This is a genomic window from Paraburkholderia sediminicola (genome assembly GCF_046030555.1).
Lineage (GTDB): Bacteria > Pseudomonadota > Gammaproteobacteria > Burkholderiales > Burkholderiaceae > Paraburkholderia > Paraburkholderia sediminicola_E.
On record NZ_JAQQCH010000002.1, the window covers coordinates 447,311 to 462,826 of the forward strand.

A 15,516-nucleotide genomic window follows, 5' to 3' on the forward strand; every position below is an offset into this window, starting at 1 on the left:
TGAAGCGCATGTTCGACATGCGTCATCGCCCTCGTCCTTTCTTTCTGATGAACTTCAAAACCGCCGTCGCCGCCGCTGCCGTCATTGTCTGTGCCGCTATTGCCGCGCTCATGCCCACGCTCGTCACGGCGCAGACGGAAGCTGCCAATTCGCGCGCCGAACTGTATCGCCGCAATCTGCTGGCGGGCAAGGACGTGCCGTGCCGCACGAACGCGTCATGCGCGGCGCTGGGCGTGTTCGCGCTCGAAGCAGGGCGCGTCAAGGACGCGCAAACGCTGGTCGAGATGGAAGCCGCCCTTGCCGAGGCCACCGCCATGCAGGCCGACGAGGCGAACTCGCCGAAAGCAACCAGTTCGGCGCGGGCTCGCGTGGCGATGGCGCTAGTCCATCAAGGCGACGTGCAATTAAAGCTGGGTGCGTTGCCGGATGCGCGCGCGTACTACCGGACGGCGATAAGCCGCGGCAACGACTATCCCGACGACGCGCTGCTCGGCCGTGCTGTAGCGGCGGCGCGTCAGCGTCTCGAGTTGATCGCCGCCAAAGCGGTGGTGAACGGTGTGCCGCCGAACGGCGCGCGTTTTGCGAGTTATCTGTTTTTCGGCGCGTGGAACAGCATCGAGGTGAAGCCGGTGAAAGGGCGGCGCGGCGTCTATCGGATCGACGGCGACTTCATGTATCCGACCGTGGGCACCGACGGTCAACCGAGTGCGAATATGGGCAGCCTGTCGGCCTATGTGCGGTTCTACGACGGCGTGGCACGCGTGCCGGTGACCGATGGCGGCGGCGATGCGCCACTCGATGCTACCGCCAGGATCAGCAACCTCGCGTCTTACGACAAACACGCGGATAAACACGCCGACAAATGCCTGATCGAGTTCAAGCTTTCCGCGCCGGAGACGCTCGATGTCGCGACGCATGGCTCACTGATGGAATGCGGCTTCGGTTTCAACGTCACCGCGGACGGACGTTACTATCTGATGACAGGCTCCTGACGGTCGGCATGCTGCCGGTCATGCACCTGTTCAACTGCTACCGCATGCTTTTCCATTCGCGTGCGTCTCTTATGATGCAGCGGCGATGCACGTTTGTTGAGTCGCCGTTCAAAGTATTTCCGCTAACCAAACTCCGATAAGAAAAGACACTCCCTCATGCAAAATATTCTCGACTATCCGGTACTCGTCTTCATCGCTTCCTTTGTTGCGATGTGGCTGGCCGCGCGCATTGGCGCGTCGCTGCTGCGCAGATTCAGAAGAATCGACGACGCCGCACGCGACGACTTCAGCGTCATTCAGGCAGCCACGCTGACGCTGCTCGCGTTGATCATCGGGTTCACGTTTTCGATGGCGGTGGGCCGTTACGATCAACGCAAGAACTACGAGGAAGAAGAGGCGAATGCGATCGGCACGGAATACGTCCGCGCCGATCTGCTGCCCGCCGCCGATGCGGCAACCGTGCGCGGCTTGCTGAAAACCTATCTTGACGAGCGCGTGCTGTTCTATACGACGCGCGACGTCGGCGAACTCGTCAAAGTCAATGCCGAGACATCGCGCCTGCAGGATGCAATGTGGACTACAGTGAAGAATGCCGCAGCCGCACAGCCCACGCCGGTGGCCGCGCTCGCCGTCGCCGGAATGAACGATGTGCTCAATACGCAGGGTTACACGCAGGCCGCGTGGTGGAATCGCATTCCCGGTGCCGCATGGGTGCTGATGGTGCTGATCGCAGCGTGTGCCAACGTGCTGGTCGGCTACGGCGCGCGCGGTTTGAAAGCAGGAGCCGGTTTGTTGCTGATCGTTCCGCTGATTGTGTCGCTATCGTTCATGCTGGTCGCCGATATCGACAGCCCGCGCGGCGGCGTGATTCGTGTGAAGCCGCTCAATCTCCATGCGCTCGTGGATTCGATCCGCTCGCATTGAACCCGTACTGAACTACAACGCGCCGCATGAAGGGAAAAACCATGTCCGATATCGCACAGACCATCGCCGGCTTCAATACCGGCCGCGATCCTGAACGGCTCGCGATGAAATACAAGCTCATGCGCAGCTCGCCGTTTGTGTTTCTGCGCGGTACGTGTCATCTGTTTTACGCGCGTCTGCCACGTGACAAGGTGCTCGACGATGCACCGCCGGTGTGGATTTGCGGCGATATGCATGTGGAAAATTTCGGCAGTTACAAGGGTGACAACCGCCTCAGCTATTTCGACAACAACGATTTCGACGAAGCATGCCTCGCGCCGAGTCTTTACGAACTGGTGCGGCTCGTCACGAGCGTGCTGGTCGGCGCGAGCGATCTCAAGCTGAGCCGCGCGCAGGCACTCGCGCTCTGCCACACCGCGGTCGATGCCTATGGCGCGGCGCTTGCCTTCGGCAAAGCGCGCTGGATCGAAGCGGAGACGTCGACCGGGATGGTGCGTGATCTGTTCGACGCGCTGGTGAGCCGCACGCGCGCCGCGCATCTCGACCGGCGCACCACGCTCAAGGGTAAGACCCGCGTGCTGAAAGTCGACGGCAAGAAAGCGCTGCCGGTTAGCGATAAAGCGCGCGCCGCCGTTACCGAATTCATGCATAAATTTGCCGCTGGCGAACCCAATCCCGACTTCTATCGCATCATCGACGTGGCGCGGCGGATTGCCGGCACCGGCAGCCTGGGCGTGGACCGCTACGCGATTCTCGTTGAAGGCAAGGGCTCGCCGGACGGCAACTATCTGCTCGATCTGAAAGAGGCGCTGCCTTCTTCGGTGGCGCCCCATGTGCGCACGCCGCAGCCGAAGTGGCAGAGCGAGGCGCAGCGTGTAGTTGAAATTCAGCGGCGCAATCAGGCGGTTTCGCAGGCGTTCCTGCATGCGGTTGATTTCAATCAGCGCTCCTACGTGCTGCGCAGCTTGCAACCTTCGGAAGACCGCGTGGCGTTGAGCGACTGGGACGGAAAACTGCCGCGGCTCGAAGCCGTGGTCAACAGCATGGCCCAATTGAGCGCGTGGGGGCAACTGCGCAGCGGCGGCCGGCAGAAGTCGTCGATTGCCGACGAGCTGATTGCGTTTGGTAATCGCAAGGATTGGCAATTGCCGTTGATCGAACTCGCGACGCAGTGCGAGGCGCAGGTGGCGGCTGATTGGAAGGCGTATTGCGAGGCTTATGACGGCGGGGAGTTTAATTTGCCGGCGAAGAAGTCTTGAGGGCGCGTTTCGCTGGGCGCTTGGCGCGGTGTTCAGCGTTTTTACACTGAGATTCTCACGGCGTTCCAAGCAGTCGGTGGCGGCGCTTCGCCGTGCCACACATATCCCTATGGGGCTGCTGAAAATGCGCCCCGTCTTCCCTTTTCAGTTGTCCAGACTGGACCGTCCGTCTCTATCCATCCCGATGCAGGATATCTCACGTCGAACCGGACTGCGTGCAACCGTTCCACGTCCGATGTTCTGGTTTTATCGCCTTGATCCGGCAAAGGCTCACAGACTCTTGCGTGGTTCCCTACGAGCCTTGGCGACCATGTTGCAAGCGTCTTCTGTGTAGACGCATCGATTTCTTAATTTTAGGAATTGTCGGATAGTGGGGATGGAAAGTTCCTTATAGGGTGCTTGGGCTTCAAACAAGTACAACCAATAAGGATGACGATGAAAAACAAAAGAGTTACTGAGAGTTCAGCAGGCATGGTGGCTCGCCTGGTGGCCGCATTCATACTGCTCATGGTTGCGTTCGGCGCCAACGCGGCTGACTGCAACGCGGTGTGGACGACAACCGGCGCAAAGCCGGGCTCGCCGAGCTGCCGATGGGATGCTTACGCCGGCGTACCAGGCGGCATGCAGTACTACAATTGCGTCAGTTTTCCGCTTATCGACGCATGGTGCGCGACACCAACTACGGAAGAACCAGAAGCGAGCTGTCCGGTCGCTGACCCAGTGTACCCGGGCAATGGCGCTGTCACTTTGACTGAAGCGGATTTTGTCAGCGGCGACGACATTCCGATGCTGTTCACGCGGACTTACCGATCCAGGTCGCTTGGTAATTCCGCCACGGCGATGGGACCGGTCTGGTTTCATAGCTGGCAACGCAACCTGGGACTCGCGAATGCCAACAGCGGCAGCTCGTCCAAAGTGCTTGCGTATCGTGAGAACGGCGAACCTGTCACATTCAACTGGTCAGCCGGCACCTGGCGTACGGCCGGCTTTATCGGCTTAGCGCTGGCACAAAACGGCTCCGGATGGACGTTGACCGATCTCAAGACCGATACCGTCGAATCATATTCGGCCCAAGGCGTGCTGCTTTCCGAGAGCACGAAGACAGGATTTGTCCGAACGCTGACCTATGACGGCTCAGGGTTGCTGACCACGATCACGCAGCATGCAGCAGGCACGGACGCGAACAACGACATTACGCTTCGCCTCGATTATGACGACAAGAACCGTCTATCACGCCTGAACGACCCCTTGGGCCGCATGACGCAGTACGGGTATGACGCGAATGGCAATCTTGTCTCGGTCACCTGGCCTGATGGCTATGCCCACCGATATGTCTACGACGACAGTCGTTTCAAGAATGCGCTGACGGGCGAAATCGATGAGGCGGCCAACCGCGTTGCGACGTGGAGCTACGACGCGCAGGGTCGTGCGATGGCGGTCAGCCATCCTGATGCCACCCAAAACGCGCAGTTCGCCTACAACACTGGCTCGACTGTTATCACCGGTCGCAAAGGTGCGACCACGCTGAATATGTCGTCGATTGCCGGGCTGCTACGGCCTACGGGGACCACCTCCGCTGCGGGCAATAGCAGCTCGACATGGGATGTGTCGGGCAATCTTTTGAAAGACGCAGACGCAAGCGGCGGCACGACTGAGTACAGCTACGACGACACTGGACGGCCAGTTCGGGCAACAGTGAAAAATGCGTCTGGTACGTCGATATCCACGATCCGCTACGCCGACGCAACAAGTTTGCGTCCGTCGATGATTGCGTCACCGAAGCTGATGCAATCCTTCGTATACGACGCAAACGGCAATACGACGGGGGTTAGCGAGACACCGACTACCGACCCGACCCGACCGGCGCCAGCGCCTTCGACGCAGGGAAGGCGGACGGTGCGACGATCGCGTACGGGATGACCTACGACGCAACGAACCGTCTCGCGTTCGTTCAGCAGATGGCTGATGGAAAAGTCACGGCACAGTGGCGTGTCACTCGCGACGCCACTGGTAATGCGTTTGCCATCATTGCTTTGGGAAGTGATCGTGACGTGACGGAGATGATCTCGCGCGATGCCGCTCACCGTGTTCTGTACGGCTATAACCCGACTGGCGACTTTTATCTTCGTTACGACCGGCGCGCCCGCATCGACCTCTTCAAATTCAATGAATATGCGAGCGCGGCGAACGGTGGCATCCGACGCGTGTTCAAGGTCGGGTTCGGCTATTCACCAGACGGCCTGGTCGTTTCACGTACAGGCACCGTTGCAAAGAACGGCAGTGTTCTTGACCTGAACGACGGAACGGATATTCCGATCAGTAGCGATGAGATCAACCAGTGGATCGATAACTACAACTACGGTGACTCTCCGGTAGGACCGCCCGCCAATCTCCAGGGCGCGCGTCGGTTGCTGGGGGACAATTTCCTGGGCACGTCGACCGTGTGCAGTGGTTGCCACTTCTCGGCGGGACTGATTGACGGTGGTCTACGCATTCTTGTGTACAGGCTCCTGCAGAACCCGGTAGTCAGATATGGCATTGGTCAGGGAACGAAGAAGGTTGCGGAAAACTGAGAGCGCATCAAGGAGATGTGCAAGCCCGCCGCGGAGACGGAGGTCGATGGGATTCCGCCGGGACGGATCAAGTCTGAGTACGAGGACATTACAGTAGGCGACAGCGTCCGTAACATTGAGACTGACGTGGGCAAGGCCGAATTCGAGGCGAACTTGCGCAATGATGACTGGACACAGTCGCTCAGCAAGGATGGCAAAATGGATATCTTCACAAAGGATGGGAACCGCTATGGTGTCCGGGATCAGTCAAATCAGGGCCAGCCTACGGCAGACTATTTCCCTGCTGGCTCGAAAGGGGCAACTGTAAAAATCCGCTTGGGTGGCCAATGACAAATATTGATTTTATCCACGACCGCGAAACGTTCACGTCGCTTTGGCAGCGTGCATGTGCGTGCGCGCAAAAAGTGGCAACGACTCCTGCTCTTGCCTCGGACCTGCTTCACTTCGATTCTTCAAACATTGGCACGCAGGTTTTTCAGAACCTCATTCGAGACATCGCAAACTTCAAGGGAACGGGTGAATTTGCTGTGATCGTTCTGAACCCAGATCCATTCAGCTATTTTCATTTCCATTTCGGCAAGTATCCGGGATTCCTTGTTAAGGCGCATCACAGCGCTGATGACTTTATCGGCATACTGATGATGGACCCCGGAGATAGTCCGGCCGACGCGATTGGCTTCTATTCAGAACAGTTTGTTGTCTTGCCGATTTCGGGAGAATGGTTCATGTATGCCGATCGGGCATGGGATGGAGGCACTGGTGTCCTGGCAGGTCCGCCTGACGTGATGACGTTCGCCAAGGAGTCTTTCGCGTTCTACGAGAATCCAGACTAGGTTTTCGGATTGGTCTGAACCCGGTTCGGGATACTTTAAAAGTTCGGCAAGCGCCACGCGCCATTTAGGGCCGCGGCGCTTGCTCCACGCAAATCACGGGTGAAAATCAGGCAAAGGTCAAGGTTCGACCAGATAGGTAATCTCCGTGGGACCTCCAGTCAATCTTTAGGGTGCAAGTCCGCGTCGGCTCGATCAGACCACAACGATATTTGCGTTGCTGGGAATATTCATGCAGCGAACTTTTAAACCTCAAGAACGCGAGCTTGCCGAGTTTCTTATATCGGTCAACGCGTCGCTCTACAGTACCGACGTACCCCGCTGGATGGATCAGATTCGAACCTGTACGGTTCGCGAAGTCAATGTTCCGTATTGTCTGTCGATCAGTCACGACGAGGAAAGCTATGAGGGCTGGGAAAATTCCAGAACACTGGCACGTGAACTGATAGCCGTCGACGAGGAGGTGCCGGTGCTTATTTACGCAATCGTCCACAACACTCAGGCGGGTTTCGTTCTGGATTCATTCAACCTTGATCGCCTAGATGGAGAACCGCTTGTTAACTATCCTGAGGCAGGCGGAGGCTTAATGATTGTCGAGGGAAACAAGAGGGTCGGCGGGGCAGACTTGCGCCATCTATATGGCGGATCGGGTTCGTAACTTGCCCATTATGTGACCAGTCAGCGTAACACCTGACTGTCGCAGCACAATTCACTTTAGATCGTCGGCCAGCGCCAACAGCCTATTGAATCCAGGTTCAAGCAATCTCCCATGCGAGGCGCATCCCAACGCCGTGCGTGCCAGCAAGCCCTCCAGACAAACCCTGATTGCTGCGCTGAATCTCACACTGCTATCGTTTGCAGGTCTTGTGGAAGCGCTTCCACCCCAGCTTCCGCCTTACGGTTCAACGACCTCAGCGCAGGAGAGAATCCGTGGCAAACGACGCATCCGCTGTATCCGAAGCACGCCCCTCAGCCGTGCCCAACGGCGCACTCGCCGATCTCTTCACGCCGCCCGCGGACTCTTCGCTATGGCGCAAAAACTTCCTGCTTGGCGCCGCCACGGCTTCGTATCAGATCGAAGGCGCGGTGGATGAAGACGGCCGCCTGCCGTCGATCTGGGACACCTTCTCGGCGAAACCCGGCAAGGTGCTGGCCGGCGACACCGGCGCCGTTGCCTGCGATCACTATCACCGGTGGGAAGCTGACGTCGACATGCTGGCGTCGCTCGGCCTGGAAGGCTATCGGCTTTCGATCGCATGGCCGCGCGTGATGGACGCTGCAGGCGCGCCCAATCACAAAGGGCTCGACTTCTACAAGCGCCTCCTGAACCGCCTGAAAGAGAAGGGCATTACGACCTTCGTGACGCTCTATCACTGGGACTTGCCGCAGCATCTGGAAGATCGCGGTGGCTGGCTCAACCGTGACACCGCGTACCGTTTCGCCGACTACGCCGATCTGATGAGCCGCGAACTGGCCGGCACGGTCGACGCATGGGCAACGCTCAACGAGCCGTGGTGCTCGGCATATCTCGGCTACGGCAACGGGCATCACGCGCCGGGTCTCGCCGACGGACGCTTTGCGACGCAGGCGATGCATCATCTGCTGCTCGCGCACGGCCTTGCGATTCCAGTATTGCGCGCCAACGATCCTGCCTCGCAGAAAGGGATCGTCGCCAACATCGGCCGCGGCACGGCCAATAGCGACAGCGCCGCGGATCAGCGTGCGGCGCATCTGTTCGAAGTCCAGCACAATGCCTGGATTCTCGATCCGCTCCTCAAGGGCGCGTATCCGCAAGACCTGTTCGAGTTGTGGCCAGGCACCGAGCCCTTGGTGCTCGATGGCGACATGCAGACCATTTCCGCGCCGCTCGACTTCCTCGGCATCAACTATTACTTCCGCACCAACGTGGCGAGCGACGGCGCGCATGGATTCCGGGACGTGCCGCTGGAAGGCGTCGAGCGCACGCAGATGGGCTGGGAGGTGCATCCTGATGGCTTGCGCGATCTGCTGATTGGTTTCAACCGCACATATCGCAACCTGCCGCCGATCTACATCACCGAAAACGGCATGGCCTCGGACGATAAGGTGATCGACGGCCGCGTCGACGATACGCAGCGCATCTCGTTTCTCAAACGCCATTTCGCGGCGGTCGATCAGGCAATCAAGGCCGGCGTGGATATTCGCGGCTATTTTCTGTGGTCGCTGATGGATAACTTCGAGTGGGCGTTCGGTTATGAGCGTCGCTTTGGTGTCGTGCACGTCGACTACAGTACACAAAAGCGTACAGTCAAACGCAGTGCGGAATTGGTGGCGAAGTTCTTGAAGGAGCGTAGAGCACAGGCGTAACGGCAGGTGGAGCTGGTTTGTATGTCGACAGGAGACGGAATGAACAGCAGAAAAATGCTCTTACGAGGCGTGGTTGCGGCACTGGCATTAGTTGGCGTCGTCGCGCATGCGGCTGAACCCTTGAAGGCCAACGTGATTCACTGGTGGACTTCGGGCGGCGAATCGGCCGCGATTCGCCAGTTCGCCGATGCATATAACAAGGCCGGTGGCCAGTGGGTCGACAATGCAGTGGCCGGCGCCGATCAGGCACGCTCCACCGCGATCAACCGGATCATCGGCGGCGATCCACCCACCGCCGCGCAGTTTAATACGTCCAAGCAGTTTCACGACCTGATCGACCAGGGCCTGCTGAACAACGTCGACACCGTTGCCGCGAAAGAAAACTGGAACGGCGTATTCCCGCAGTCGATCATCGACAGCATCAAGGTGAAGGGGCATTACTACGCCGCGCCGGTCGATATTCACATGCCGGCCTGGTTCTTCTACTCGAAGCCGGTATTCCAGAAAGCCGGCATTGCCGCTGAACCAAAGAGTTACGACGAGTTCATCGCCGATCTCACCAAACTGAAAGCCGCGGGGGTGATCCCGCTCGCGCTCGGCGGTCAGCCGTGGCAGGAAAAGATCACGTTCGACGCGGTATTTGCCGACGTCGGCGGACCGGACCTTTATCTGAAGGTGTACCGCGATCGCGACATGAACGCGGTCAAGTCGGATGCGTTCAAGAAGGTGCTCGCATCGTTCAAGCGCTTGCATGACTTCGTCGATCCGGGCTCGCCTGGCCGCAACTGGAACGACGCCACTGCGCTGGTGATTTCCGGTAAGGCCGGTGTGCAGATCATGGGCGATTGGGCCAAGGGCGAATTCTCGGCGGCCAACCAGACTGCCGGTAAGGACTTCGGCTGCTTCCCGGGTTTCGGCCCGCACTCGCCGTATCTGGTTGCGGGCGACGTATTCGTGTTCCCGAAAACCGACAATGCCAACGCGATCAAGGCGCAGAATCTGCTTGCCACGGTGATGACCTCGCCGGCCGCGCAAGTGGCGTTCAGCGCGAAGAAAGGCTCGATTCCGATTCGTCCCGATGTGGACGCCAGCAGTCTCGACATCTGCGCGAAGGAGGGCATGGCGATCATGAAGGACAAGTCGCGTCAGTTGCCGAATCCGGAAATGTTGCTCTCGCCTGACACGCAGGGCGCGTTGATCGACGTCATCACGAACTTCTGGAACAAGAACCAGTCGGTCGACGATGCGCAGAAGGCCTTTGCCAGTGCGTTGAAGAGCTAGGCGCTCACCATGCACGCGCTCAAGCTGCAAGCCGACGGCTCCGGGCCTCGTAAAGGGCCGCTGAAAAAGCCGCTAAAGAAGCGCTTGCCGATAGCAGCATGGGTGGCGCTCCTGCCGATGGTCCTGACCGTTGTGTTCGCCTATCTCGGCACGATGGTCTGGACCGCGCGCGTCTCGCTCAGCAATTCGCGCACGTTCCCTTCCGGCGACTTCGCGGGTCTCACGCAATACACACGGTTGTTTAATAACGACCGCTGGTTGCTGTCGCTGCAAAACATCGTGGTCTACGGCGCGTGCTTCATTGTTGCGTGCATGGTGATCGGTTTGTTGCTGGCGATTTTTATCGATCAGCGCGTGGTGGCGGAAGGCGCGCTGCGCACGGTGTTTCTCTATCCGTACGCGATGTCATTTGTCGCAACGGGTCTGGTGTGGCAGTGGATTCTCAATCCGGAACTGGGTGCGCAGGCCGTATTGCACAAGCTCGGTTTCGTGCATGCGCGTTTCGACTGGATCGTCGATCAGGACTGGGTGATCTACACCATCGTCATCGCGACGGTGTGGCAGGCCTCCGGTCTTGTAATGGCGCTGCTGCTGGCCGGCTTGCGCGGTATCGACGACGAACTGTGGAAAGCCGCGCGTATCGACGGCATTCCGCGCTGGCGTGTGTACGCGAGCATTGTCGTGCCGATGCTCGGGCCGTCCATGTCCACCGCTTTCGTGCTGCTCTTCGTGATGGTCGTGAAGCTCTACGACGCCGTGGTCGCGATGACGCAAGGCGGCCCCGGCACGGCGAGCGAAGTGCCGGCGAAGTTCATCATGGATTACCTGTTTGGCCGCGCGAATATCGGTCTCGCGTCGGCAGCATCGATCGTGCTGCTGGCCACGGTACTCGCGATTCTCACGCCGTTCTTCTATGCCCGCAGCCGCGCCGCGTTGCGCAAGGAGGTGTGATGAACACGCTGAGTCCTCCAATGAAGGGCGGCACACCGAGCCGTAGCCGCCGGCGCCGCCGCCGGGCGTTTACGCCCGCACGCCTGGGCGTCTACGCATTTCTCCTGACCGCCGCATTGTTCTTCCTGTTGCCGCTGTACGTGATGCTCGTCACATCCGTGAAGCCAATGAGCGAGATTCGCCTCGGCAATCTACTCGCTTTCCCCACGCATTTCACACTCGACGCATGGAGCGCCGCGTGGCAATCCGCCTGCACGGGGCTCGATTGCAACGGCATCCAGGTCGGCTTCTGGAATTCGGTGCGTATCGTCGTGCCGAGCACGATCCTCTCGATCATGATCGGCGCGGTGAACGGCTACGCGCTATCGTTCTGGCGGCCTCGCGGGGCAGGGCTGCTGTTCGGCGTACTGCTGATGGGCGCCTTCATTCCCGTGCAGGTGATGGTCTACCCGCTCGTGCGCGTGCTCGCGAGCGTGCATCTGTTCAGTTCGCTGCCGGGCATCGTGGTGATTCACACCATCTTCGGCATGCCGGTGATGACCCTGCTGTTTCGCAACTACTACGCGTCGATTCCGCAGGAGCTGTTCAAGGCGGCGCGCATTGACGGCGGCGGTTTCTGGCGTATCTTTTTACAACTGATGTTGCCGATGTCCACGCCGATCATCGTCGTCGCGGTGATCATGCAGGTGACGGGCATCTGGAACGATTTCATACTTGGTCTGGTGTTTGCCGGCACGAAAAACCTGCCGATGACGGTGCAATTGAACAACATCATCAACACGACGACCGGCGAGAGGCTCTATAACGTCAATATGGCGGCGACCATTCTGACCTCCATGGTGCCGCTCGCGGTCTACTTCATTTCGGGCCGCTGGTTTGTACGCGGCATTGCGTCCGGCGCCGTCAAGGGATAGGTCAAGGGATACGGCATGACGAACGTGGCTAATACGGCAGATACGATGGCAGATACGATGGCAGATCCGGTGGGCGATGCGGCAGACGCGGCTAACGCCGGCAATGTGGCGGATGCGGCGGGTCTACCGCATCCAGCCAACGTGTCGGTGCGCAATCTGAAGATCCAGCTCGGCGCGAATACGGTAATCGAGAATCTCGATCTCGACGTACGAGCGGGCGAGTTCGTGGTGTTGCTCGGCCCATCGGGTTGCGGCAAATCCACCTTGCTGCACAGCATCGCGGGTTTGATCGACGTGACCGACGGCAGCATTGAAATCGCCGGCGAAGACATGACCTGGGCCGACCCGAAAGATCGCCGTATCGCACTGGTGTTTCAGTCGTATGCGTTGTATCCGACCATGAGTGTCGAGCGCAATCTGTCGTTCGCGTTGCGTATCAACGGCACGCCGAAGGCGGAAATCGAGCGGCGCGTGACGCGGGCGACCGAGATGCTGCAACTCGGGCCGCTGCTCAAGCGCAAGCCGGCGCAACTCTCGGGCGGGCAACGGCAGCGCGTGGCGATCGGGCGGGCGATCGTGCGCGAGGCCGACGTGTTTCTGTTCGATGAGCCGCTATCGAATCTCGACGCCAAATTGCGCACCGAATTGCGCCGCGAACTCAAGCAACTGCACCAGCGTCTGGGCGCGACAATGATCTACGTGACCCACGATCAGGTCGAAGCGATGACGCTTGCCACGCGCATGGCCGTGATGCGCGGCGGTGTGATCCAGCAGTTCGGCACCCCTGCCGAAGTCTACGCACGCCCGAATAATCTGTTCGTCGCGACGTTTCTGGGCTCGCCCGCAATGAATCTGCTCAAGGGCACGCTTGAGGCGCGTGATGGCTCGCTCTACTTTTGTACAGCGCATTTGCGGCTCGACGTGTCGGCCTACCCTTTCAAAAACCTGCCTGCGGATCGTCTGCCTTGTGTGCTCGGCGTACGGGCTGAAGACGTGCATGCAGGCGAGAATTCGAGCATACAAATGAACGAGTACGCGAACATTTCACTGATCGAGCCGATGGGCAACCACCGGGTCATCTGGCTCGACTATCATGGAGAGCAAATCGCGTCGATCGACCAGACGAAGACGCCGGCAGCGGCAGGGGACGCCGCGGCGTTCTGGTTTGATAGCGCGCATATTTCGCTGTTCGACGAAGACGGCGGCGCGCGTTTGTAACGACTGCATGCAGCGTCGTTGAATACAACAGGGCTTGACGGAGAACCGCGTGGCAACACTCAAAGATGTCGCGGCACTGGCCGGCGTTGGCATGTCAACTGCCTCGCGCGCCATTTCCGGCAAAGGCCCCATTTCAGCCGATGCCGCCGCACGTGTGAAGGCCGCGATCGAAGCGCTGAATTTCCGGCCGTCGTCCATCGGCCGCGCGATGGCGACACAATCGCTTGGCATAATCGGCATTTTTGTGCCGACCTTCTTTGGCTCCTATTACGGCACGATTCTCAAGCAGACCGACACCGAACTGCGCGCGGTGCGCCGTCACGTGGTGGTGGCAACGGGTTGCGGGGAAGTGTCGCCGCGCGAGCAGGCCATCGAGGCGGTGCGTTTTCTGATCGGCCGCGATTGCGATGGCGTGGTGGTGATCAGCCACGATCTGCACGACGAAGACCTGGACATGCTGCATCGCATGCATCCCAAGATGGTGTTTCTCAATCGCGCGTTCGATCAGTTGCCGGAGGCGTCGTTCTGCGCGGACCATCGGCGCGGCGGCGAACTGGCGGCACGCACGCTGCTCGATCATGGGCATCGGGACATCGCGGTGATTTCCGGGCCGTTCAGCGCGTCGGACAATCAGGCCCGGCTCGAAGGCTTCTTTGCCGAATTGTCGCGCGAGGGCATCGCACGCGAGGATGTCACGCTGATCGAATCGGACTTCTCGCCGGAAGGCGGCTACGCTGCCGCGCAAAAACTGCTCGATTCGAAGCGGCGCTTCACCGGTCTCTTTTGCGCGAACGACACGATGGCGGTGAGCGTACTGGCACGCTTCCATCAGGCAGGCATCGCCGTCCCGGGCGAAGTCTCGGTGATCGGCTACGACGATGATTATTCGGCCGCCTACGCCGCGCCCGGACTCACCTCGGTGCATATCCCGACGGCGGAGTTGACGCAGAACGCGGTGCGCTGGCTGGTCAATCAGTGCTACCGGACCTCGTGGGAGATCTTCCGCGAGTTTCCGGTAAGCGTGACGATGCGGGAGTCGGTGGGGCCGGCACCGGGTGTGGCGGCTTCGTCGGTCAAGGTGAATGCGGCCAGTCTCAGTAGGGCGTCGTAGCCGCTTTGCACCGCGAGCGGCGCGCAGGTCAGGTGCGCCAGGCCCCCGCTCATTGGCCGCTTACGCGTGGCGTGGCGGTGGCTCAGGTGCCGCTGCGCAGCGACTCTTCGTAGCGAAGCCGTGCTTCTTCGTCGAGCCGCGTATCTTCGAGTTCCTGTAGCACGGCTTCGAGATCGATCGGCGTGGTGTCCAGTTCAACCTGACCGGTGAGCCTCGCATCCACGTGCAATGCGCCCGCTTCGTACAACGACCAGATTTCTTTGCCGTAGCGCGTGTCGAGCAATTCCGGCGCAAAGCGGCCGAAATACGTGGCGAGGTTGTTCACGTCGCGTTCCAGCATGGCCGGGGCTTCCAGATTGCCGGCGGCATCCACAGCTTGCGGCAGGTCGATGATCACCGGGCCGTCTGCTGCGAGCAGGATGTTGTATTCGGACAGATCGCCGTGAATCATACCGGCGCACAGCATGCGCACCACCTGGTTGAGCAGCAACGCGTGCAATTCGAGCGCGCGCGTTCCGGTCATCTCGACATCGTTCAGACGCGGCGCGACGTTGCCCTCGCCATCGGTCACCAATTCCATCAGTAACACGCCGTCGGTGCAGATAAAGGGCTGCGGCACGCGCACGCCCGCGTTGGCGAGCTGGAACAGGGCATCGACTTCCGCGTTCTGCCACGCCTGTTCCTGCACCTCGCGGCCATAGCGGCTGCCTTTTTCCATCGCGCGTTGCTGACGGCTGTTCTTGACCTTGCGACCCTGCTGATAGGACGCGGCCTGGCGGAAACTGCGCTGTTTGGCGTCTTTATAGACCTTGGCGCAGCGCGTGGACTCGCCGCTACGGACCACATAGACGGTGGCTTCCTTGCCGCTCATCAACTGCGAGATGACTTCGTCGATCAGGCCTTCTTCGATCAGCGGGAGCAGACGTTTGGGTGTTTTCATGCGGCCGCCATGGGGTGGAGGGCGGCGCGGCGGCTGTTGGTGGCCGCTTGCGGAAGCATATGGAGGGAAATTCGGATCATGCCTGATTATACGGGGTGGCGGAGAAGCCGCCTGTGTCGGCGGCAGAACAGATAAGTGCAAACTGTCGAGGTGTGTCCGATACGCCAGGCAAAAACG

15 protein-coding genes are annotated in these 15,516 nt (G+C 59.8%); 14 read left to right on the forward strand and 1 reads right to left on the reverse strand.

All coding sequences use genetic code 11. The features are described from left to right. The first annotated feature begins 17 nt into the window (after positions 1–17). From PQQ52_RS05210 to PQQ52_RS05275, 14 genes are all read left to right on the forward strand, one after another. Positions 18–992 (forward strand): hypothetical protein, encoded by a 975-nt coding sequence (locus PQQ52_RS05210; RefSeq protein ID WP_408207493.1) that lies wholly within the window; start codon positions 18–20, stop codon positions 990–992. 156 nt (positions 993–1,148) lie between these two features. Then, entirely contained in the window at positions 1,149–1,916 is a 768-nt protein-coding gene (locus PQQ52_RS05215; RefSeq protein WP_408207494.1) for a bestrophin-like domain, read from the forward strand. A gap of 41 nt (positions 1,917–1,957) precedes the next feature. Further along, on the forward strand, positions 1,958–3,175 hold the full coding sequence (locus PQQ52_RS05220) for a DUF2252 domain-containing protein (protein WP_408207496.1): 1,218 nt from the start codon (positions 1,958–1,960) through the stop codon (positions 3,173–3,175). A gap of 360 nt (positions 3,176–3,535) precedes the next feature. Further along, positions 3,536–5,095, forward strand: coding sequence for a DUF6531 domain-containing protein (locus tag PQQ52_RS05225; RefSeq protein WP_408207498.1), 1,560 nt, complete (start codon positions 3,536–3,538; stop codon positions 5,093–5,095). Beyond that, positions 5,092–5,748, forward strand: coding sequence for a hypothetical protein (locus tag PQQ52_RS05230; protein WP_408207500.1), 657 nt, complete (start codon positions 5,092–5,094; stop codon positions 5,746–5,748). Before PQQ52_RS05225 ends, PQQ52_RS05230 begins: the two co-directional genes overlap by 4 nt. A gap of 126 nt (positions 5,749–5,874) precedes the next feature. Beyond that, entirely contained in the window at positions 5,875–6,078 is a 204-nt protein-coding gene (locus tag PQQ52_RS05235; RefSeq protein WP_408207502.1) for a hypothetical protein, read from the forward strand. After that, positions 6,075–6,581, forward strand: coding sequence for a hypothetical protein (locus PQQ52_RS05240; RefSeq protein WP_408207503.1), 507 nt, complete (start codon positions 6,075–6,077; stop codon positions 6,579–6,581). Before PQQ52_RS05235 ends, PQQ52_RS05240 begins: the two co-directional genes overlap by 4 nt. Positions 6,582–6,810: 229 nt before the next feature. Further along, positions 6,811–7,236: a hypothetical protein gene (locus PQQ52_RS05245; RefSeq protein WP_408207505.1), complete on the forward strand. Its 426-nt coding sequence runs from the start codon at positions 6,811–6,813 to the stop codon at positions 7,234–7,236. A 272-nt stretch (positions 7,237–7,508) separates the two neighbouring features. Beyond that, positions 7,509–8,924 (forward strand): GH1 family beta-glucosidase, encoded by a 1,416-nt coding sequence (locus tag PQQ52_RS05250; protein WP_408207507.1) that lies wholly within the window; start codon positions 7,509–7,511, stop codon positions 8,922–8,924. Positions 8,925–8,963: 39 nt separating this feature from the next. Further along, positions 8,964–10,205, forward strand: coding sequence for an ABC transporter substrate-binding protein (locus PQQ52_RS05255; protein ID WP_408207509.1), 1,242 nt, complete (start codon positions 8,964–8,966; stop codon positions 10,203–10,205). 9 nt (positions 10,206–10,214) lie between these two features. Further along, the gene (locus tag PQQ52_RS05260; RefSeq protein WP_408207511.1) at positions 10,215–11,156 is read left to right on the forward strand and encodes a carbohydrate ABC transporter permease; all 942 of its coding nucleotides are present in this window, start codon (positions 10,215–10,217) and stop codon (positions 11,154–11,156) included. Next, entirely contained in the window at positions 11,156–12,070 is a 915-nt protein-coding gene (locus tag PQQ52_RS05265; RefSeq protein ID WP_408207513.1) for a carbohydrate ABC transporter permease, read from the forward strand. The genes PQQ52_RS05260 and PQQ52_RS05265 overlap by 1 nt, the downstream gene beginning before the upstream one ends. A 15-nt stretch (positions 12,071–12,085) precedes the next feature. Further along, on the forward strand, positions 12,086–13,288 hold the full coding sequence (locus tag PQQ52_RS05270; RefSeq protein WP_408207515.1) for an ABC transporter ATP-binding protein: 1,203 nt from the start codon (positions 12,086–12,088) through the stop codon (positions 13,286–13,288). A gap of 49 nt (positions 13,289–13,337) precedes the next feature. Beyond that, positions 13,338–14,399 carry a LacI family DNA-binding transcriptional regulator gene (locus tag PQQ52_RS05275; protein ID WP_408207517.1) on the forward strand — a complete coding sequence of 354 codons (1,062 nt, stop codon included), beginning with the start codon at positions 13,338–13,340 and terminating at the stop codon, positions 14,397–14,399. A gap of 82 nt (positions 14,400–14,481) precedes the next feature. Here the strand turns inward: PQQ52_RS05275 and PQQ52_RS05280 are convergent, their stop codons facing one another. Then, positions 14,482–15,339, reverse strand: coding sequence for a PA4780 family RIO1-like protein kinase (locus tag PQQ52_RS05280; RefSeq protein ID WP_408207519.1), 858 nt, complete (start codon positions 15,337–15,339; stop codon positions 14,482–14,484). Between the last annotated feature and the right edge of the window lie 177 nt (positions 15,340–15,516).